Source organism: Pseudalkalibacillus sp. Hm43 (assembly GCF_054170705.1).
Window position 1 is genome coordinate 2,720,561 of sequence record NZ_CM135129.1, and the last position, 20,202, is coordinate 2,740,762.

A 20,202-nucleotide genomic window follows, 5' to 3' on the forward strand; every position below is an offset into this window, starting at 1 on the left:
ATCATGTCTTCTAATTAAGTTTACCATTGAATAGTATGGGACATGCTGTTTTTGAACACTGACGGGGGTCGAATCGTGGGTGGCAACGGTTCTAAATGGTTGTCCAAGCCCATAAGCTATACTATAACCCGTCAAATTTGGAGGATTGCCTATGAAGCCTATTCCTAACAAAATGCCATTCTACCTTCTCATCATTGGACTTCTTGCACTCATCATTTTACTGCCAGCCATGATTGTCATGCCATTCGGAAATGAGACGAAGCAGATGAACCAGCCTGTGCAATCAGACCGAGTAACGACAGATGAACCGATTGTCTTGAATTCTGATGTCGACGTTTCGGTTTATAAGACGGCTGCCAAAACCATTGAGACCCTACCACTTGAAGAGTATGTAAAAGGAGTCGTCGCAGCAGAGATGCCAGCTGATTTTGAAATGGAAGCATTGAAAGCCCAGGCATTGACGGCAAGAACGTACATCATCAAGATGCTTTTGAACCCGACCGATATGAACTTACCGGAAGGGGCCGACATCACTGACGCCATCATTCATCAAGTTTATAAAAACGATGCAGATCTTCAAAACATATGGGGCAAGGATTACGATTGGAAAATCAAAAAGATCACACAAGCCGTAAAAGAGACTGAAGGTAAAATCATCACCTACGATGGAAAACCGATTGAAGCGCTGTTTTTCTCAACAAGCAACGGTCAAACGCAAAACTCGGAAGATTACTGGTCAAGCGCTTTCCCGTATTTGAGAAGTGTGGATAGTCCTTGGGATAAAGATTCACCGAAGTATTTCTTCCAACAAGCATTTTCCGTTGGAGAAGTGGAATCCAAATTAAATGTAAAACTTTCTGGAGATGGTCAGATTGGGAAAATCGTCAAACGAACTTCAGGGAATTATATTGATGTAATTGATATTAACGGAAAGAAACTGAGTGGGAAGGATATCCGAGTCAGTCTGAACTTGAAATCCTCTGACTTTACGATTTTGAAAAAGAAGGATCAAGTCATCGTTCAAACCCGTGGGTACGGTCATGGCGTTGGAATGAGCCAATACGGTGCCAACGGAATGGCGCAAGAAGGTAAGGACTACGCAAAGATTGTTCAACACTACTACAACGGAGTCGAAATCACCGACACGAAAGCCTACACAACGAAGCTGACCGCCCAAAAATAAAAATGAAGTGCCAGGTACCGATTGGGAAGCCTTACAGGGCAACAACCACATATTGGTACCTGGCACTGTTTATTTCATCAATGATACCAACGCTTCTCAAAACGTACCAGGTACAGAATAGAAGGTAGCCACCGCTGAAACTTCAGCGGTGGTTTTTATTGTTCTTAAAGCATGGTTCATTTAGAGCGCAAACCATGCGCCACACCAGGCAACCCGTTACTTTCCCCTGTTTGTCGAAAATTTATTCAGGAAAAAATATCCGGAATGTATATATTTTGAAAAATGTGCCAACAATGTTGCTGAGGTGATAACCATGAGAGAAGAAGAAAAACAAAAATCAGTCAATCCTCTTAAAGGTAAGTGGTACAAAAAGAAGCGTTGGGTTTATCCGGCAGTATATCTTGGGTTCGCAGCAGTGATTCTAGCATCTGTCCTTTGGTATCAGAACACGATTGGGGAAAATCTTAAAGAAAAAGCTAACCCGATCGGGTATGAAGATCAAGATTCAGTACCAGTAATGTCAGATGCAGAGGTATTTAAATCTCCAGTCGATGACAAAGCTGTCGAAGTACAAAAGAAGTTCTATGACAGCGCAGCATCAGAAGCAGAACAAGAAGCAGCTCTCGTATTCTATAATAATACCTACTTCCAGAATAAAGGAATCAACTATGCTACTGAGAGCGGCGAACCATTTGAAGTACAAGCAAGTTTAAGTGGTAAAGTCGTAAAAGCAACTCAAGAACCTCTACTTGGATACGTTGTTCACATCGAACACGACAATGGAGTCATGACACACTACTCTAGCCTTGCAGACCTTCAAGTTGAAGAAGGCGACACTGTTAAACAAGGAACTGTTCTAGGAACAGCGGGAATGAACCTTCTTGATAAAGAAGCGAAAGTGCACGTACACTTTGAAGTACGTAAGGATGGCGTAGCCGTCAATCCGGACGCATACTTCAACAAATCCGTCACTGACATTCCTGATCAAAAACAGGACGTCAACAAAACAAACACGGAAGCTGAGGAAAACGCTGATGTAGACCCAGCTGACGAAAATGCGAACGAAACCCAAACCGACGACGCTTCACCACAGGAAAACTCAACTGAGGATGAAGACCAATCAGACGCATAAAACCAAAACTGCGTCAAAACTAAACCAACGATCAAAAGCTCTGGACAAAGTCCAGGGCTTTTCTTTTTGTCTTGCAGTGCCAGGTACCAAAAGTGAACCCGCTTGTATCAAGGAATTTCTTTTGGTACCTGGCACTCTTCTTAAATCCAGCCATACCAACGGTTTAAAATCGGTGCCTGGTACGAGAAGAAAAGTCCCCTTCCATTCCTCCTCCAAAAAATGGTTAATTACCTATTGACTTAGAAATATGTACCAGTGTATTATTTAACTAGTACACTAATACTTCGGTACATTAGGAGGTAACAATTACATGAATGCTTGGTTAAGTTTGACGAAGAAGGAATTGCGTTTAGGGTTTACTGCGTTTCTGGTACCGGTAATCGCATTTATTGTCGTCGCTTCAATTGCTACATTCTTTGGCTATCGTGGAGGTTACACGTGGGAAGTTCTGGCGAGCGTTTCGTTTGGCGCGACTGGAGCGCAAATCGCTTACCTGACTTATTATTTATTGTGGAGTCTCCAATCTGAACGAAAAAAACTGCACCTGTGGCTTCACAATCCACTGCCAGCTTACGCATTGCTTTTAGCAAAAATCGTAGCCGGGCTGATTTCCATGGCAGTAACCACAATCTTCACACTGAGTGTGTTCTTCACTGCAGCAAACCTTTCAGAAAACTTTTCAAAAGGAATTCCATGGTCGGTCATTTACGACAACGCTTGGATTATCGGATTGCATTTCTTTGTGTTCGCACTCGATTTAGCAATTTGGTTCATGTTCTATTGGATGATTTATCTATTATTCACACGCTACATTTCCCCATTCTTAAGTTCGGTGCTCATCATCATCGTCGCCATCGTCACATCCAGTCTTTATGGGTGGTTTACAGACTCGTGGCTCTATCAAAAGCTGACGATGTGGGGAAAAATCAATGTATCTGAATTAATAAAGTTTCCAGAGTTCAAAACTGACATCGGTCCAGATGGCGGCGAATTTACGAGCGAAATGAGTAACATGAGCGCTTATGCTGGTGAATACGTATTTGGAATTGCGATTGCTCTGATCTTGTTCTCCATCACTGCTTGGATGCTGGACCGAAAAGTTGAGGTGTAAACGATGACAGACATTTTTCAATCCACTCAACCGATCTACAGTCAATTGGCGGATCGGATCAACCGGCAAATTTTACGAGGAGAATTGAAACCTGGAGACAAACTCCCTTCGGTTCGGGATTTGGCGCTGCAGGTCAACGTGAATCCAAATACAGTCCAACGAACATATCGAGAGCTGGAGGGGATGGAAATCGTGGAATCGAAGCGAGGTCAAGGAACGTTTGTAACAGAGAACCAAGACATCCTGAACACGATGAGAGAAAGACTCAAGCAAGATGAAATCTCTCAGTTTGTAAAAGGAATGCATGAGATGGGATACACGGATGAAGAGATTGAAGCGGGACTGCAACATTTTCTCCATGATCAGAAAGGAGACCAGACATAATGATTCAACTGAACAATGTAACGAAAAAATATTTATCTAAAGTCGCATTGCAAGATGTGAACCTTGAACTGGAAAAAGGGAAGATCATCGGACTGATCGGTGAAAATGGAAGCGGAAAATCGACAACGATGAAATTGATCGCAGGTCTGACGCAACCTTCCAAAGGCTCCGTAACTGTGAATGGAGTAGTAGCGACGAGACGTATCGCGAGCCAGGTCTCTTACTTGTCGGAACTCGATGAATATTATGGTTTCTACAATGTCGGGCAAACGATTGATTTCTTCGCTTCACAGTTTGAAGACTTCAATATGGAAAAAGCGGAAGAGGTCCGAACATTCATGAAGCTCGACCGCAATGCGAAGCTGAAGCACTTGTCCAAAGGAAACCGTGGACGACTGAAAATTGTATTGACCCTAGCCCGTGAAGTACCAGTGATCTTAATGGATGAACCGTTATCCGGCCTCGATCCAATGGTCCGAGACTCGATTGTAAAAGGACTAATCTCATTTATCGATTTGGAAAAACAGCTTGTACTGATTACAACACACGAAATTCGAGAACTTGAAATGGTGCTCGACGAAGTCATTGCCATAAAAGATGGAGACATCATCGGCCACCACAACGTCGAACAGCTCCGCATCGACAACGGACTCAGCATCGTCGAATGGATGACCAAAGTATACGAATAAAAACTAGTGCCAGGTACAGAAAATGAACCCAGTAGTATCAAGGGATTTCAATCGGTACCTGGCACTGTTTATGATTCTAGTAATACCAAGGGTTTTACATCAGTACCTGGTACAAAGTTCTATGAATGTGTCAGGCTCTGAAAAAAGGGGTATGGGGTGGGTGTCGAGAATTATGTGGGTAATGAAAAGGAGGGAGAGTTGTCGTTATGTACACAGGTAAGATTCCAAAGGATTTAGTAGCGACCTTTTCGATCGTTGGTTATGACCCGGAAACAGAGGAACTTGGTATTGCTGTTCAATCGAAGTTCATTGGTGTCGGTTCTGTTGTACCGTGGGCGAAGGCTGGTGTTGGAGCGGTTGCGACACAGTCGTTTGCGAACACTTCTTACGGATCTAAAGGACTCGAACACATGGCATCTGGAAAATCGGCTGAAGAGGCCATTCAGCTCTTAACGGAAAAAGATGAGGAACGGGAGCTTCGTCAAGTCGGGATCGTTGATGCAAAAGGAAATGCAGCGACCTTCACCGGAACGAAGTGCTACGATTGGGCAGGCGGAAGAACAGGCGCGAACTACGCCGCGCAAGGAAACATCCTCGTCAACCAGGAAACGGTCGAGCAAATGGGGAAGACGTTCGAAACAACGGAAGGAACCTTAGCAGAGCGGCTACTCAAAGCGCTCAACGCTGGTCAACATGCCGGTGGCGACAGTCGTGGAAAGCAATCGGCAGCTCTTTTAGTCGTAAAAGAAAAGGGCGGATACGGTGGATACAACGACCGTGCCATCGACCTCCGAGTAGATGACCACCCTGAACCGATCTCAGAATTGATTCGGCTCCATGAGCTTCACCAGCTTTATTTTTCACGTTCAAAAGAAGAAAAGATCACGAAAATCGAAGGTAACGTTTACCGAAATCTTACGTTCGAGCTGGAGCGGCTCGGTTTCCTTGAACGAAGCGACGAGCATAATGAGGATGCGGTTTTCGACGCTCTCCGCGTCTACATCCACCAGGAGAACTTCGAAGAACGCGAACAAAAACGAGGCTATATCGATTTAGAAATACTCGAATACCTACAAAGAGGACACGAAAAAAGCGTGAGGGTGTGAGCCCTTACGCTTTATCTTTTACTCAACCAATGCATTTTCCTCCAGCGCATGTACGCTGACTTTCACTTCGAGTTTTTGAACACCACCATGGTAAACGCCTTTCAACGGTACGATATCGGAATAATCCCGACCCACGGCGATTCGGATATGCTGATCTTTTGCCAGCACATTGTTCGTCGGATCGAATCCGACCCATCCCGCTGTCGGAAGCTTTACCTCGACCCACGCGTGAGTTGCGGCATCTCCACGCATGGCGGAATTTTCACCGATATACAGATAACCACTTACATAACGTGCTGGAATCCCGCGGTATCGGCACAGCGCCAACATGAGATGCGTATAGTCCTGACAGACCCCGACTTTCTCTTCTAAAGCCTCAGCGGCTGTCGTATTCACTGTCGTGCGGCCCGGCTCATACGTGAAAGTATCGTAAATGTACTTATTCACCATTTTTACATAATCGAACGGATTCGCCGCCTCATTCCATAACGGAGCGGTCACTTCTTCACAAATCTCAGCGGGAAGCGTCGTATAATTCGTCGTCATCAGAAATTCCGCATATTGCTGGCGGAACCCTGGAGAAAACAGCGCATCGTTCATCTGAGAACTGAACGTGTACGCCTCCTTGAACGCATACGGATCGATCATCACTTCAGACGTCGTCACGAGGAGAAGCTCATCATGGTCTTCCCAAGCATAGAATGTCTCGACATGATTGCCCCAATAGTCATAATGGACGTAAGAAGGGACATCAGGCGTAATTTCCTTTATAAAAGAGATGCATTCCTGCTTCAAGTCATCAATCGGCTTCAATCGGAACTGATTGATGCTCTGGCTCACTGGGTGCTCATATGTGTAGTGCGTATGCTGGGTGACCCGATATTTCATACACCGACTTCTCCTAAGTAGTAGGTTTTGTTAATCAAGCGCCCAAGCTGGAAGCAGTTGGACTGAAACTCTTGTAAAAACTCATGAATATCTTCGGTGATGACGTCAACGACCGAACGCGACTTGAAGTTGTGCCTCATTTTCGCGATCAGCTCATGCAAGTCTTCCGAGTAGTGCTCGATTTTCCCGTTCTCAAGCTCTTGGAAAACCTGGTACACTTGCTCGACGCAATACTTGATCGAGCGCGGGAAGGCATCGTCGAACAGAAGGAATTCGATGACACGCTCACCAGTAATGAACGGATGGTGTTTTTTCAAGTAAGCTTCGTGCCCACTCACTGATTGCAACACAGCGAACCAGTGACGGTACAACGACGGATCGTTATGCTCAACATTTTCAGATCGGTAATAGAAGATGTTCAAAATACGAGACGTTTTCTCCGCGCGCTCGATGAACTTCGCCATTTTGATAAAAAGATAAGCTTCATCGAATGAGAGCGTCGCCTCGACCATCCCCTGAAACAAGGCGGAGTTGCGGATGATCATCTGATAAAAATCATCGATCGTTTCTGCCGACCAGTTCTCATACTTGTATTGTTTTACCTCCCAATAGAAGGCGTTGATCATTTCCCAAAGCTCCTGCGGGATGATTTCACGAATCGCACGTGCATCCTCACGGGCTAATTTTACACAGTTCAAGATTGAGTTCGGGTTATCATTCGAAAACGACATGAAGTCCATGACCGACTTCGCGTCATAACGGTCATAGCGCACCTCGAAATCATCGTTCGCTCCGATAATCGAAATGAGCTCGTCCCAATGGTTTTCCTTATGTTCAATACTTCCGATCAGACGCACAGAGATCAAGCGGGCCGTATTCTCTGCACGCTCGATATTCCGTGACATCCAATACAATGAATTCGATACTCTACTTAGCATGTATGCTTGTCCCTCCTCGTTATTCGGTCATCACCCATGTATCTTTTCCGCCGCCGCCTTGTGATGAGTTGACGACCATCGAACCTTCCTTCAAAGCCACTCGCGTCAAACCGCCAGGGAAGACGTGCGGCTGCTCGCCATTGAAAATGAACGCACGGATGTCGATGTGACAGCCCGAGAATTTTTCCCCACGGAAAACAGGTAATCGGGAAAGCTTGATCATCGGCTGTGCGATGTAGTTTCCTGGGTTTTTCTCGATTTGTCGGCGATACGCCTCGCGCTCTTCTTCTGACGCGTGCGGTCCAATCAGTAGGTTATACCCGCCTGAACCGTCCGTCTGTTTGACGACAAGTTGGTCGAGGTTTTCCAGTACATATTTCCGTTGTTCTTCATCTCGTAAAAAGTAAGTCTCCACATTCTTGATGATCGGCTCCTCACCGAGGTAGTAGCGGATCATCGTTGGTACATAATGATAGATCGCTTTGTCGTCGGCTACGCCGTTTCCGATGCCGTTGCAGATGGTCACATTCCCAGCACGGTACGCATCAATCAAGCCGGCAACACCAAGCATGGAATCCGGACGGAACTCAAGCGGATCGAGGAAATCGTCATCAATACGGCGATAGACGACGTCGACGCGTTTCAGGCCACGGGTCGTTTTCATGTACACAACACGATCGCGTACGAGAAGATCCCGGCCTTCAACGAGCTCAATGCCAAGCTGCTGCGCTATGAAACTATGATCGAAATAAGCAGAGTTATAAATTCCTGGTGTGAGGAGTACAATGTTAGGGTTGCTGACCCCGTTCGGTGCAACGGATGATAGGGCGTCATGGATGTGAGTGAACTGGTCTTCTAGAGATTGAACGTCATAGTCTTGGAAAAAGTCAGGGAAAATGTGCCGCATGACGTAGCGGTTTTGGAACACGTACGAAAGTCCTGACGGATTCCGCAAGTTATCTTCAAGCACACGGAATTCACCGTTGTCGTCCTTGACGAGATCGATCCCTGCCATGAAAATGTGATTTCTTCTTGGAACTTTGATTTTCGTAACTTGAGGATAAAAGTGGTTGCATGTGACGACGAGTTCACGAGGGATGAGCCCGTCTTTCAGGATTTGCTGGCCATTGTATACGTCATCTAAAAAGAGATTCAAAGCTTTGACTCTCTGAATCAAGCCTTTCTCGAGGTTCTTCCATTCATCCTTCGGAATGATGTTCGGAACGAAATCGAATGGAATCGTCCGCTCCGTGCCTTGATTGTCATTGTAGACGGTAAACGTGATCCCCTGTCTGAGGAAGTTTTGCTGCGCCGCTTCATGACGAATTTTCAATTCATCTTCGGGAAGGTCCGACAAACGATCGTAAAGCGTTTGATAATGGCTGCGCGGCCTTCCTTTTTCCTGGAGCATTTCATCAAAGAATGATTCCGTTTCATACGTCTTAAACATTCAATGTCCCCTTCCCATCATTTTTAGTTTGAAAATTCTAACACTTTTAGCGTACACCATAGAATCCCCGTTATCAAGGCAATATAAACACTAATACTGTCGAAAAAAGAAGGATATCCAAAATAAATCACCATCGATGTTTTTCCCTGTCACTGGAGGTGGTTTTTTGGAGGTAACTCAATCAGCTTGAACGTCCACAAGCTCTTATTGCAATATATAGGATTTTCAGTGAAAATCCTTTCCTTATGAGTGAAAGTCGCGAATTTTTACGGTAGTAAGAAGGTGCCGACTTCCACAAGTTGAGGGCAAAGTTCCACAAGTGAGCAGCAAAGTTCCACAAGTAGGCATAAAAGTTCCCCAAGTCAAAGCAAAAGTTCCACAAGTCACCCCGATTCCCAAACGATAATGTAGGATTTTTCATGAAAAATCCTTTCTTTATTGAATAAAATCCTCTTGAAGGCTGTTTCTGTATAGAAAACGATGAAGTATCTCTCGAATTAAACCTCAATTCCACGTCGGTACCAGGTACCATCACAAAATCCACATCTGATGCGCTTCCAAAACAGTGCCAGGCACCGATGACAATTCCGCACCGCACAAGGCTTGAAGATCGGTGCCTGGCACGGCCTGCAGCACCGCCAGTGATACAACCAAAACAAATTCCCTTGTCCCACTTGACTTTTAGGTATATAACCTCGTTCCGAATAATAAAATGTTACAAAACGAACATTAGGGGAACGCGATGAGAAGTCTAAGTAAAGCTGCGTGCGAGCTTAGCAGGTCATTTCATTCTTAAGGAAACGATGACAATTTAACATTTCGCAGCCTAGATATTGAAGTCTCATATCGCACCTCTTACATCCAATTTAGGGAGGCGAGTGGTGTGCACGATTACATCAAAGAACGAACCATCAAGATAGGCAGGTATATCGTGGAGACAAGAAAAACCGTTCGTATGATCGCGAAAGAATTCGGTGTTTCTAAAAGTACTGTCCACAAGGATTTGACGGAACGATTACCTGAAATCAACCCGGAGCTGGCCAACAGTGTCAAAGAGATTCTGGAGTACCACAAATCGGTACGACATCTTCGTGGTGGGGAAGCGACTCGGGAAAAATACAAGAAATCAACTGAAAAGGTGGTCAACTGATTTCTGGGTAGTGATTATGCACTATTTTTTGACAAATTCTGTCCCTATTCAACACATTCTATGGTAAACTGTACAGTGGATGAACTACATAAATTTAACAAAACATACTAACTATAGAACTAGTGTATAAAATAGGGGGATTTACCGGATGTTTTCAAGGGATGTCGGAATTGACCTGGGTACTGCGAACGTACTCATTTATGTGAAGGGACGTGGAATCGTCCTCGATGAACCATCCGTCGTTGCCATCGATAAGAACACGGATCGGGTCATCGAAGTAGGAGAAGAAGCACGGAGAATGGTTGGCCGGACTCCTGGAAATATCGTTGCCACACGACCTTTGAAAGACGGCGTCATCGCTGACTTTGAAGTGACCGAAGCAATGCTCAAATATTTCCTCGATAAGATCAACGTGAGGGGGCTGGTAGGCAAACCGAGAATCTTGATCTGTACCCCGACGAACATCACGACAGTTGAGCAAAAAGCGATTCGTGAAGCTGCACATAAGAGCGGAGCGAAGCACGTCTTTCTTGAAGAGGAACCGAAAGTTGCTGCTATTGGAGCTGGAATGGATATTTTCCAGCCGTACGGTAACATGGTCGTTGACATAGGCGGTGGAACAACTGATGTTGCCGTACTTTCCATGGGCGATATCGTCACCGCCTCTTCGATTAAGGTCGCAGGGGACAAGTTCGATCAAGACATCCTTCAATACATCAAACAGAATTATAAGCTGTTGATCGGTGATCGGACTGCAGAAAGCATCAAACATGAAGTTGCAACGGTCTTTCCAGGATCTCGGGACGAAGAAATGGACATCCGTGGTCGTGACTTGATCAGCGGACTGCCACGCAACATCACGATCCGTTCTTCTGAAATTGAAGAATCATTACGGGAATCCATCCACTCGGTTGTTATGACGGCGAAAAGTGTTCTTGAAAAAACACCACCTGAACTTTCAGCAGACATTATCGATCGTGGCATTATCCTCACTGGTGGTGGGGCACTTTTGCATGGAATCGATCAATTGTTCTCTGAAGAACTTAAGGTACCTGTGCATGTAGCTGATGACCCGATGACTTGTGTCGCAAGAGGGACAGGGTTGATGCTTGAGCATATAGACAAGCTCCCTAAGCAGAAGTTATCCTGATCCGCCCTGAATCTATCAACCATTTTTCAATCAATAGATTATGTAAAAATTTTAGGAGGAGAGCAGCATGTTTCGTGGATTTTACACAGCCGCTTCCGGAATGATCAGCCAGCAAAGACGTCAGGACATGTTAACGAACAATCTAGCAAATGCTAATACGCCTGGGTATAAAGCCGATCAGGCTTCGCTGCGCGCGTTCCCGCAAATGCTATTGAGCCGACTTGGAGAAACGAACATAGCCGGAAATTCAGTTCCGACGAAAAAACAGGTCGGGACGTTGGCGACTGCCGTTTATATGCAAGAGATGACGCCTAAATTCCGTCAGGGAGACATTCAAGAAACGGGCAACCGCCTGGATGTTGCCCTCCTCCAGGGTGCCGTGCCGACGGACGAGGAAACCGGTGCACAAGGATCGCTCTTTTTTACTGTACGAAATGAAGCGGGTGAGCTTCGCATGACCCGTAACGGCAATTTTTCCTTGGATGCAAACGGCAATCTCGTCACATCCAATGGTGACTTCGTGCTCGATACGAACGGCAATCCGATCCAGGTCGACAGCACTGATTTTACAATGGATACGAACGGGTTCATTCCTCAAGCGAACGCACAAGTGAACGTAGCGCTTGTCGAGAATCCGAATCTACTAGAAAAAGAAGGCAACGGACTTTTTCGTCTGGAAAATGAAGAAGCACTTGTCGCTGCAAACGGAAACCCGGAAGTTTCCTATCAGCTTAAGCAAGGTTTCGTAGAACGCTCTAACGTTGATGTCGAGCAGACGATGGTAGAAATGTTGAACGCTTATCGTACATTTGAAGCGAATCAGAAAGTTTTACAGGCATATGACCGGACGATGGAAAAATCTTCGAACGAAATCGGACGACTAGGGTAAAACTAGCGCGTATCAGGGGGTAGAAAGATGAACCGATCGATGATCACCGCATCCGTATCAATGGGACAGCTGCAGCGACAACTGGACACGATTTCAAATAACCTTTCGAACAGTAATACATATGGGTTTAAACGCCGCGATGTGCAATTCTCGGATCTACTCACGCAAGAGATGAACAGTCAGACGAATCCGAACCGCGAAGTAGGCCGATTGACGCCAGATAATATCCGGTTAGGCAATGGAGCAAGAGTTGCTGGGACCGTGTTGCGAATGGAGCAGGGGACGGTCGTTCAGACGGGTCGATCACTCGATTTAGCCTTGCTGGACCCTAGTATGATGTTCCAAGTACGAAAAACTCTTGAAAATGGCGACGAAATCATTGAATATACTAGAGAAGGGTCTTTTTATGTGACACCTGTTCAAGGGAACCCGAACCAACTGCAATTGACCGCTGGTAATGGGGACCGATTGGTAGGCGAAAATGGCCGCCCGATCACTGTGCCGGCTGGATTCGAGTCTTTCAATATCGGGTCTGATGGCTCCGTACGAGCGACAATGCCAGATGGTACGACGGTGAATGCAGGTCAGCTTTCTTTAGTAGAAATCATCCGACCGCAGCTGTTAGAATCTACAGGTGACAACCACTATCGTGTCGAACGTGATACCGAGTTGGGACAAGCACTCGCCCTGGTAGAAGGTAGAGATGGAATTGTTCAGCAAGGCGCATTGGAACAATCCAATGTCGATGTTTCACACGAAATGACACAACTCTTAACGACGCAACGTTCCTATCAAATGAATGCTAAAGCTGTAACGATGGGCGATCAGATGATGGGACTTGTGAATTCGATTCGATAAGTAAGAGGTATAAGGAGTTAATATGGTTCAAAATCATTCAGAATCCAACAACAACGAACAATCGACATCGCGTGAGGAATATAAAGCCAACAAAAAGAAGCAGGGATCTTCTCCTAAAGACGCTTCTAAAAGAGAAGAGATGAAGAGAGACGAGATGACGAAGCTTCGAGAACGAATCGTACCGATCTGGCTTCGCTTGATCATCGTTCTTCTGTTGTTCGCACTGTGTCTGGGAGCGGGACTCGCTGTAGGATACGGTGTCATCGGTGATGGAAACTGGACAGATGTCTTCTCGAAAAGCACCTGGCAGCACATCGTCGACCTTGTGAAGAAGGATCAATAGAATATATAGGATAACCCGGTTAAACGCCTATCCGCGTCCAACCGGGTTTTTGTTTGGAAGGGCAGTGCCAGGCACCGAATGAGAAGCCTTGGTACCACTGACTTCCTTTTCGGTGCCTGGCACCATCTCCAAACCCGTGTCTACCAAGGGTTCCGAATCAGTACCTGGTACCGTGTCGAAATTTCGAACTCCCATTTAATTGGAAGTAACGGTATAATGGGATTATCCCTTCATTCAACTTGGTTTGATTTCGTTCAACATTCCTCAACACACATCCACCCAGTCCTTTTCAAATCTACTAAATCTATTTAGGAGTGATGCATTTGCCTCGCCAACCTCGCGTTTGGTATCCCGGTGCTGAGTACCACATCACCACCCGCGGTAACCGAAAGACCCCGCTTTTCTATGACTCGCAAGACCGCCACATCTACTTGAAATACCTCTCCGAAACCCGCACACAATACCCCTTCGATTTATATGCATACTGCCTCATGACAAATCACATCCACCTGCAACTGAAATCTCACGACACCCACATCCAGCTAATCATGCAAAAGCTGAATTACCGCTACGCCACTTACTTCAATCGGAAGTATGATTACGTCGGACACTTGTTCCAGGGGCGTTATTTTTCCAATCTAATCGGTTCGCCTGCCTACCAGCTCGACGTCAGCAAATATATCCACTTGAATCCGGTCAAAGCGGATCTCGTCACACAGCCTTCAAACTATGATTGGAGCAGCTATCGCACCTACACTGAATTTGAGCGGAGAGCACCCGTCAACCCGTATCCAGTCCTCTCACAATTTCCATACCCACAGAACATTGAATACCAGAAGTTCGTCGAAAATGACCCAGCCGCATCCATCAACGGCAACAACCTTACCGAAGAGATCTTACTCCCTACGTAATCCACCTTCACGGATTTCTTTTTCCAAAACGATTTATGCTATCATAAGGAAAAAGAGTGTTAACCATAGGAGGATACATATGTTGAACATTGACGAAATCAAAGAAATTATCCCGCACCGCTATCCATTTTTGCTTGTAGATAAGATTTTAGAAGTGGAAGAAGGGAAGCACGCAATCGGAGTGAAAAACGTGTCTGCAAATGAAGAATTTTTCAACGGACATTTCCCTGAATACCCTGTCATGCCAGGTGTTCTGATTGTAGAAGCACTCGCTCAAGTCGGGGCTGTTGCGTTATTGAAAAAAGAAGAAAACCGTGGACGTCTCGCCTTCTTTGCAGGAATCGACAACTGCCGCTTCAAGCGTCAAGTCCGCCCTGGAGACCAGCTACGCCTCGAAGTGGAACTGACTCGAGTTCGTGGTTCGATGGGTAAAGGAAAAGCGACGGCGACTGTAGACGGAGAAGTCGCATGTGAAACGGAAATCATGTTTGCGCTAGGTAAAAAAGAAGACTAAGAAAGCGGGAAGAGGGGGAGTTTGGAGATGAAGATTTGGGATATTTCTCAACCGTTGAAAGAAGGCGTGCCTACATGGCCGGGAGATACGCCTTTTTCATTCAAGCTGAATTGGACGAAAGCCGAAACCGGATCTGTTAATGTCGGAAGCGTCACCTTCAGCACGCATACAGGAACGCATGTGGATGCACCGTTTCATTTTGATGATGACGGCAAAAAGATGCTGGACCTAAAGCCCGACCTCTATGTCGGTGATGCGCTCGTCGTCCACTTAGAAGGACGAGAATCAATCACACCGGAAGATTTACAAAACTATGATCTGAGCGAAGTGGAGCGGGTGTTGATCAAGACGGCCTCATGGAAAGATCGAACGAAATTTCCAGAGTCGATTACGTATCTGTCACCTGAACTTGCTCCATTTTTAAAAGAAAACGGAATTCGATTGATTGGCGTGGATGTACCATCCGTCGATCAAGTCGACTCCAAAGATTTGCCAGCACATCACAGCTTGCTCGACCACAACATTCATATCTTGGAAAGCGTCATGTTGGACGATGTAGAAGAGGGGATTTACGAGCTGATTGCACTGCCACTTCCATTAGCCGAATCCGACGCGAGCCCAGTGAGGGCAATACTTCGTAGGTGATTATTAAGCCAGTGTTAGCGAGATGTAAACATCGTTAGAGTTGTGTATTCATTCAGTAAATTCTAACAAATATCGCAAAAAATTTACTATAGTGTAGTTAACCGGGAAACAAGCCGGTCAAAAACTTTTGCGATATAAGGAGTGGATTGAACGTGAAGAAAAGTTTTCTCGCTAAACTAGGCTCTGCACTACTCGCAATTATGTTAATTACAGCTTGTAATGGAACGGAAGAAGAACCAGCTAACGAAGAACCAGCAAACGAAGAACAAGAAACCAACACTGAAGACGGAGAGTCTGAAGAAGGTTCTTGATCATATTATTTTGTAAAATTGAATAGTAGGCACACGACCTACCTCCCTCACCCTCACATTTGGAGCTGCCCCGAGCAGCTCTCTTTTTTTTGTGAGTAAAAAAGACGGTACCAGGCACCGATTAGGAAGCCAATGGTACCAACGCTTCTCAATCGGTGCCTGACACCACCCTTCAAATTACCTATTTCATATTGCTTATAAGAGTGGAAATATCATGCGGGATTGCCATTTCTGATAGAAAACACCTATAAATTATCAGAAAAAATAGGAAGATAGAACTTCGAAGAATGGTGTCGAATTGTTGTATACTAAAACCATTGAAGAGCAGATAAAGGCAAAGCTATCGAAAGGTAGTGACGCAAAGCTAAAGGGACTAACGGTGAACCCCACCTATGTCAGCCAGTTGCCTAGGACCGATCAGTCATACATAAGAAGGATTAAAGCTAGCATAGGTCAACAAGGCAAATTACAAGAGTACAGGATTCTGTAACTCTCGTAGTCTGCTTTTTTTATGAAAAATAAACGAAAGGAATGAAGCAAATGATGAAGAAATGGATTGCAGTACTAAGCGCAGCTTCTCTACTACTATTCGGAACCTCACCAGCAGCGTTCGCAAACACAAATGAGTCTACTCCAAAAGTTGAGATGAAAGACAGTACATCCACTACGGAAGAACCAACAACTGAAGAAAACAATGAGGAATCCACAACAGAAGAAAGTAATGAGAAAGAAGAAACTAACGAAGACGAAGCTACAGAAGATGAGGAATCAGAAGAAGCAGAAGAAGAGCCGTCCCTATTACCAGGTGACTTCTTCTATTTCGTAAAAACAATGATTGAAAATGTACGGCTTGCAGTAGCTTCTGACGACTTTGAAGAAGCAAAGATCTTAGCTGATATTGCATCTAAGAGAATTGCTGAAGCTAATGCTCTTTTTGCTGCTGGTGAAACTGAGCTAGCTGAGAAGACGCTTGAAGAAGCAATTAAAGCACAAGAAGCAGCTCTTGAAAAATCAGAAAGTAACGAAGAGTCTTCTGAAGAAACAGAAGAAGGAACAGAAGAGTCTGAGGAAGGTTCTGAAGAAGAGGAATCTTCCGAAGGTGACGAAGAGTCCACTGAAGGTGAACAAGAGTCTGAAGAAGGAACAGAAGAAGAGGAAGAGTCCACTGAAGAAGAGGAAGAAGATTCCGATATGGACGAACTCCAATCGAAACTTTCTCAAAACATTAACGCATTGCTAATGGCATTAGCGCTTGTTGAGAACCCTCAAGCTCAAGAGTCTCTTATGAAAAATATCCAAAAAGCATTCGCAAAATTGGATAAAAAGATTGCAAAACTAGAAGAAAAGCACAACAAAAAAGAAGATATGGATGAAGAAGAGTCAGAAGAGGAAGAGTCTGACGAAAATGAATCAGAATCCGTTGAAGAGGAAGCAAATGAGGACGAGGAGTCCGAAGATGAGGATAAAGACGATGAAGAAATAGCTGCTAAGAAAGCAGAAAAAGCAAAACAAAAAGCTGAAAAGAAAGCTCAAAAAGAACGAGAAAAAGCAGCCAAGAAACAAGAAAGAGCTGAAAAGAAGCAAGAAAAGCAAAAAGAAAGAGCGGAAAAGAAACAAGAGAGAGCTGAGAAAAAGCAAGAGAAGCGCGAAAAGCAAAAGCGTGACCGAGACGACGATGATGATCGTGAAAAAGAGCGTAAACGCGACCGAGACAAAGATCGCGATGACGATGATGAAGAAGATGAAGACGACGATGATGACCAAGACAACGATGATGACGAAGACGATGATGATGAAGAGGACGACGATTAATCGTTCCGTTGAGAAAGGAGACTGCCACGAGGCGGTCTCCTTTTTTTATAACGTCAAATTGTTACTCGCAACCGTCTTTTCCTTAGGACCACTGACAAAAGTCGCTTTTACTCTTTTTGACCTCATCAGATAAGGAATCCATATGATACTTAATAACAGCGCTCCAGCTTGCTGTCGATACGACTGGTTTTGGATATATTGCAATGTATCAGCTGTAATAGGTAGTGTACCGAAAATCCAATTCGTAATGAATCCATCAGCGACTGCAAAAACCGTCATGGCAATCAGAAAAGAAATCATAAACCTCGGAAAAAGAGAACTCCTCGTTAACAACAGCCACAGACCAACCAAGGAAAGAATGATCAACAGAAGATCCACACCAACACCCATCCAAAAAGCAGGTTCAAACCAGGTGTGATAGAGGGGATTACCACTTTCCGTCAATAAACTCCAAGCGGGTGTATTGTAAACGGTCCAATACGTTTGATACAAAGAATAGAGCCGAATGACCGGGACTAACAGAAGACCAAAGACAATGAGGATCAACCATCCACCAATACCTTCATGCTTAGACCCCATAAGGAATCTCCTTTCCTCTTAATAAGTTATAAATACCCTTCCCATAGTTACTTCAATCCAATTTTTTGAAAACCTTTAATTCGTTACCATAAATTACAAAAACAAATATAGACAACAAACATATGTCCGGACCGAATGAATTACTTAGTTAATTCAACTAAGGAAAGGTAAAAGGTGGAGAAGACAATGGCAGCTCAAACAACACGAAAATTCTTCGAAGAGATCCATTTTTTACGTGCATTTGCCTGTTTAGGTGTTATTTTAGTTCATGTGAGCGCAAGCTATGACACATGGTTCATATACATGTTTAATCAATTAGGCCGATTCGGAACACCAACATTCGCGTTGATTAGTGGATTCCTTTTGTTCCACCAAGTGAAATATAAAGGATTTGATTCGCAAAAATTCATTAAATCCAGGTTTACGAAGATTGTCGTACCATTCATAGTGTGGAGCATATTTTACTTTTTGCTGGGTCTCATACTGTGGAAATCGTTTCCTGATTTAGAAGTATTGATCAAAAGGTTCTTATTTGGTGATTCTTTTTATCACTTATATTTCATGGTGATTGTGATTCAGTTTTATCTCTTTTTCCCTTTAATGCAGCTCATTCGTACAAAAAAAGCCTGGATGATTGCCTTACTTGTATCATTTATCGTGACTTTTTTCTGTCTATATCATAAACAAATACCAATAGATGGACCTGTTGGAACATTCGTTAATGATCCCATCTTTTTATTTAAGTGGATTTTCTATTTTATATTTGGAGGGTTTTTAGCATTTTATTGGGAGCAAATCCTGCAATTTACGAAAAATAAAGGTCTTCTAATCCTGATCATAATTGCAGTTTATGCATTTACGATTTATGAATATCATATTGTAGGTGCAATAAGTTCGAGACGAGTTTCGAATTTAGTGAACATCCCATTGCTCACTATAGCTTGTATTGGACTTATTCCATTATTAAAACAGATGAAATTCCTTTACAATCCATTGAAGGTAATTGGTACTTTCTCAATGGGGATCTATCTCGTCCACCCTTTTGTGCTTATTATTTTAAAAGAGCTCATTCCTGAAGGGGTTTGGGCTGCTCCTGAAAGCTTCCCGGTGATCACATTGATGGTTCTAATCATTTCAGTTGCGATTGTACAAGCGATTCGAATGTTATCATTCGTACAATATATTGTCCCAGTGCCACAAATGAAGCCACGCAGACAGGAAGCAATCAGCTGACTCAAAATTATGAGTCAGCTTTATTTGTCTTCTTATATACTTCATAACTCCCGATCTCTTCAAACCCTAACTTTCGTAAAATCGGTTCAGAGTTATCCTTCCGAGCCTGGGTAACGATATACTTAGAACCGTTTTGTGCGGCAAGCTCCATTCTCTTTGTTAAAAGCGAATGATAAATACCTTGCTTCCTGTACTCCGGTAAAACACCTGTCCCGGCCAAATACATTGCTACGCCATCTGAGCTGAACCGATACCCGGCATATCCAACAGGTTTGTCCCCATGCATAGCAATCAGGAAACCTCCCCGTTTGTTTTCAGTCTTTAAATAACCATACCGTTGCTTCACCAAATGTTCTTTCGTAGCATCATCATGTCCCCAAACTTCTGCACTGACATCCACATAGTGCTGAACATCTTCCACCGTTTCCACTACCCGAACTTGGTAGGGGATAGGCTTAGGTTTAAGGTCATCTTTTATTGGTAAGATCAGTCCATAATAAGTATCTTCGTATGTCAGACCGCGTTCCAAAAGCAACTCTTCAAGACTTTCAGGCTTCGAATCAGGCCCAATCCACCATGAAAAAGGCTTTCCATCGTAAAACTGAAGCACTTCATCCAACAAAGCTGCAACTTCTTCCGTCGATTCAGCTTCAAATTTCGCCACTTTGTTCGATAAGATACTTGAGGACCCTTCCGTCTTATACATGAGAAGATCATCACGTTCTACAAATTCAACAGATTCCGGGATATGTTCATAATCCCACATGACTCCGCGGACATATTTCCAAAGTTGTACATTCATCATAGGTGCACCTCATATACATCAACATTAGCGAAACTTTTTCAGAAAACGAACGTCTATCTGAATAAGGTCGCTTTTACTCATTATTCCATCTCAATCAAAGGATTCCTTCAACCATGTACAG

Annotated in this window: 22 protein-coding genes and 1 riboswitch; of the genes, 17 read left to right on the forward strand and 5 right to left on the reverse strand. The window is 44.3% G+C overall.

Going from position 1 to position 20,202, the window contains the following annotated elements:
- Positions 1-151 precede the first annotated feature (151 nt).
- The 6 genes from spoIID to ACXQIQ_RS14375 all read left to right on the forward strand — a co-directional run bounded on the left by spoIID (position 152) and on the right by ACXQIQ_RS14375 (position 5,605).
- Positions 152-1,183, forward strand: coding sequence for a stage II sporulation protein D (gene spoIID / locus ACXQIQ_RS14350; protein WP_439301681.1), 1,032 nt, complete (start codon positions 152-154; stop codon positions 1,181-1,183).
- Between the two features lie 313 nt (positions 1,184-1,496).
- The gene (locus tag ACXQIQ_RS14355; protein WP_439301680.1) at positions 1,497-2,315 is read left to right on the forward strand and encodes a peptidoglycan DD-metalloendopeptidase family protein; all 819 of its coding nucleotides are present in this window, start codon (positions 1,497-1,499) and stop codon (positions 2,313-2,315) included.
- Between the two features lie 310 nt (positions 2,316-2,625).
- The gene (locus tag ACXQIQ_RS14360; RefSeq protein ID WP_439301679.1) at positions 2,626-3,426 is read left to right on the forward strand and encodes a hypothetical protein; all 801 of its coding nucleotides are present in this window, start codon (positions 2,626-2,628) and stop codon (positions 3,424-3,426) included.
- Positions 3,427-3,429: 3 nt separating this feature from the next.
- The gene (locus ACXQIQ_RS14365) at positions 3,430-3,810 is read left to right on the forward strand and encodes a GntR family transcriptional regulator (protein WP_439301678.1); all 381 of its coding nucleotides are present in this window, start codon (positions 3,430-3,432) and stop codon (positions 3,808-3,810) included.
- Positions 3,810-4,499 carry an ABC transporter ATP-binding protein gene (locus ACXQIQ_RS14370; RefSeq protein ID WP_439301677.1) on the forward strand — a complete coding sequence of 230 codons (690 nt, stop codon included), beginning with the start codon at positions 3,810-3,812 and terminating at the stop codon, positions 4,497-4,499. The genes ACXQIQ_RS14365 and ACXQIQ_RS14370 overlap by 1 nt, the downstream gene beginning before the upstream one ends.
- Positions 4,500-4,705: 206 nt before the next feature.
- Positions 4,706-5,605, forward strand: coding sequence for a DUF1028 domain-containing protein (locus ACXQIQ_RS14375; protein ID WP_439301676.1), 900 nt, complete (start codon positions 4,706-4,708; stop codon positions 5,603-5,605).
- An 18-nt stretch (positions 5,606-5,623) separates the two neighbouring features.
- Here ACXQIQ_RS14375 and ACXQIQ_RS14380 read toward each other — a convergent pair whose 3' ends face one another.
- Genes ACXQIQ_RS14380 through ACXQIQ_RS14390 form a run of 3 tightly spaced genes read right to left on the reverse strand, consistent with a single transcriptional unit; the run spans position 5,624 to position 8,881 of the window.
- Positions 5,624-6,493 (reverse strand): transglutaminase family protein, encoded by an 870-nt coding sequence (locus ACXQIQ_RS14380; protein WP_439301675.1) that lies wholly within the window; start codon positions 6,491-6,493, stop codon positions 5,624-5,626.
- Positions 6,490-7,431, reverse strand: a complete 942-nt coding sequence (locus ACXQIQ_RS14385; protein ID WP_439301674.1) for an alpha-E domain-containing protein — start codon at positions 7,429-7,431, stop codon at positions 6,490-6,492. Before ACXQIQ_RS14385 ends, ACXQIQ_RS14380 begins: the two co-directional genes overlap by 4 nt.
- 19 nt (positions 7,432-7,450) lie before the next feature.
- A complete protein-coding gene (locus ACXQIQ_RS14390) occupies positions 7,451-8,881 on the reverse strand; it encodes a circularly permuted type 2 ATP-grasp protein (protein ID WP_226547437.1) in 1,431 nt (476 codons plus the stop codon).
- A gap of 883 nt (positions 8,882-9,764) precedes the next feature.
- Here ACXQIQ_RS14390 and spoIIID point away from each other — a divergent pair.
- The 10 genes from spoIIID (at position 9,765) to ACXQIQ_RS14440 (ending at position 17,464) form a co-directional block, all read left to right on the forward strand.
- Positions 9,765-10,031 carry a sporulation transcriptional regulator SpoIIID gene (gene spoIIID, locus ACXQIQ_RS14395; protein ID WP_221567262.1) on the forward strand — a complete coding sequence of 89 codons (267 nt, stop codon included), beginning with the start codon at positions 9,765-9,767 and terminating at the stop codon, positions 10,029-10,031.
- Positions 10,032-10,179: 148 nt separating this feature from the next.
- Complete coding sequence (locus ACXQIQ_RS14400; protein WP_439301673.1) at positions 10,180-11,181, forward strand: rod shape-determining protein; 1,002 nt, start codon at positions 10,180-10,182, stop codon at positions 11,179-11,181.
- 67 nt (positions 11,182-11,248) lie between these two features.
- The gene (locus ACXQIQ_RS14405; protein ID WP_439301672.1) at positions 11,249-12,070 is read left to right on the forward strand and encodes a flagellar hook-basal body protein; all 822 of its coding nucleotides are present in this window, start codon (positions 11,249-11,251) and stop codon (positions 12,068-12,070) included.
- 27 nt (positions 12,071-12,097) lie between these two features.
- On the forward strand, positions 12,098-12,928 hold the full coding sequence (locus ACXQIQ_RS14410; protein WP_439301671.1) for a flagellar hook-basal body protein: 831 nt from the start codon (positions 12,098-12,100) through the stop codon (positions 12,926-12,928).
- A gap of 22 nt (positions 12,929-12,950) precedes the next feature.
- On the forward strand, positions 12,951-13,271 hold the full coding sequence (locus tag ACXQIQ_RS14415; RefSeq protein WP_439301670.1) for a DNA-directed RNA polymerase subunit beta: 321 nt from the start codon (positions 12,951-12,953) through the stop codon (positions 13,269-13,271).
- Between the two features lie 323 nt (positions 13,272-13,594).
- The gene (locus tag ACXQIQ_RS14420; RefSeq protein ID WP_439301669.1) at positions 13,595-14,182 is read left to right on the forward strand and encodes a transposase; all 588 of its coding nucleotides are present in this window, start codon (positions 13,595-13,597) and stop codon (positions 14,180-14,182) included.
- 79 nt (positions 14,183-14,261) lie between these two features.
- The gene (fabZ, locus tag ACXQIQ_RS14425; protein ID WP_226547426.1) at positions 14,262-14,696 is read left to right on the forward strand and encodes a 3-hydroxyacyl-ACP dehydratase FabZ; all 435 of its coding nucleotides are present in this window, start codon (positions 14,262-14,264) and stop codon (positions 14,694-14,696) included.
- A gap of 27 nt (positions 14,697-14,723) precedes the next feature.
- Positions 14,724-15,341 carry an arylformamidase gene (gene kynB, locus ACXQIQ_RS14430; protein WP_439301668.1) on the forward strand — a complete coding sequence of 206 codons (618 nt, stop codon included), beginning with the start codon at positions 14,724-14,726 and terminating at the stop codon, positions 15,339-15,341.
- Positions 15,342-15,493: 152 nt separating this feature from the next.
- The gene (locus ACXQIQ_RS14435; protein ID WP_439301667.1) at positions 15,494-15,652 is read left to right on the forward strand and encodes a hypothetical protein; all 159 of its coding nucleotides are present in this window, start codon (positions 15,494-15,496) and stop codon (positions 15,650-15,652) included.
- A 323-nt stretch (positions 15,653-15,975) separates the two neighbouring features.
- A riboswitch (cyclic di-GMP riboswitch) is annotated at positions 15,976-16,063 on the forward strand.
- A 129-nt stretch (positions 16,064-16,192) separates the two neighbouring features.
- Positions 16,193-17,464 (forward strand): hypothetical protein, encoded by a 1,272-nt coding sequence (locus ACXQIQ_RS14440; RefSeq protein WP_439301666.1) that lies wholly within the window; start codon positions 16,193-16,195, stop codon positions 17,462-17,464.
- A 45-nt stretch (positions 17,465-17,509) separates the two neighbouring features.
- Here the strand turns inward: ACXQIQ_RS14440 and ACXQIQ_RS14445 are convergent, their stop codons facing one another.
- Positions 17,510-18,043, reverse strand: a complete 534-nt coding sequence (locus ACXQIQ_RS14445; RefSeq protein WP_439301665.1) for a DUF2569 domain-containing protein — start codon at positions 18,041-18,043, stop codon at positions 17,510-17,512.
- A gap of 186 nt (positions 18,044-18,229) precedes the next feature.
- Here ACXQIQ_RS14445 and ACXQIQ_RS14450 point away from each other — a divergent pair, with 186 nt between their 5' ends.
- Positions 18,230-19,276 (forward strand): acyltransferase, encoded by a 1,047-nt coding sequence (locus ACXQIQ_RS14450; protein WP_439301664.1) that lies wholly within the window; start codon positions 18,230-18,232, stop codon positions 19,274-19,276.
- A gap of 7 nt (positions 19,277-19,283) precedes the next feature.
- Here the strand turns inward: ACXQIQ_RS14450 and ACXQIQ_RS14455 are convergent, their stop codons facing one another.
- Entirely contained in the window at positions 19,284-20,081 is a 798-nt protein-coding gene (locus ACXQIQ_RS14455) for a GNAT family N-acetyltransferase (protein WP_439301663.1), read from the reverse strand.
- Positions 20,082-20,202 lie beyond the last annotated feature (121 nt).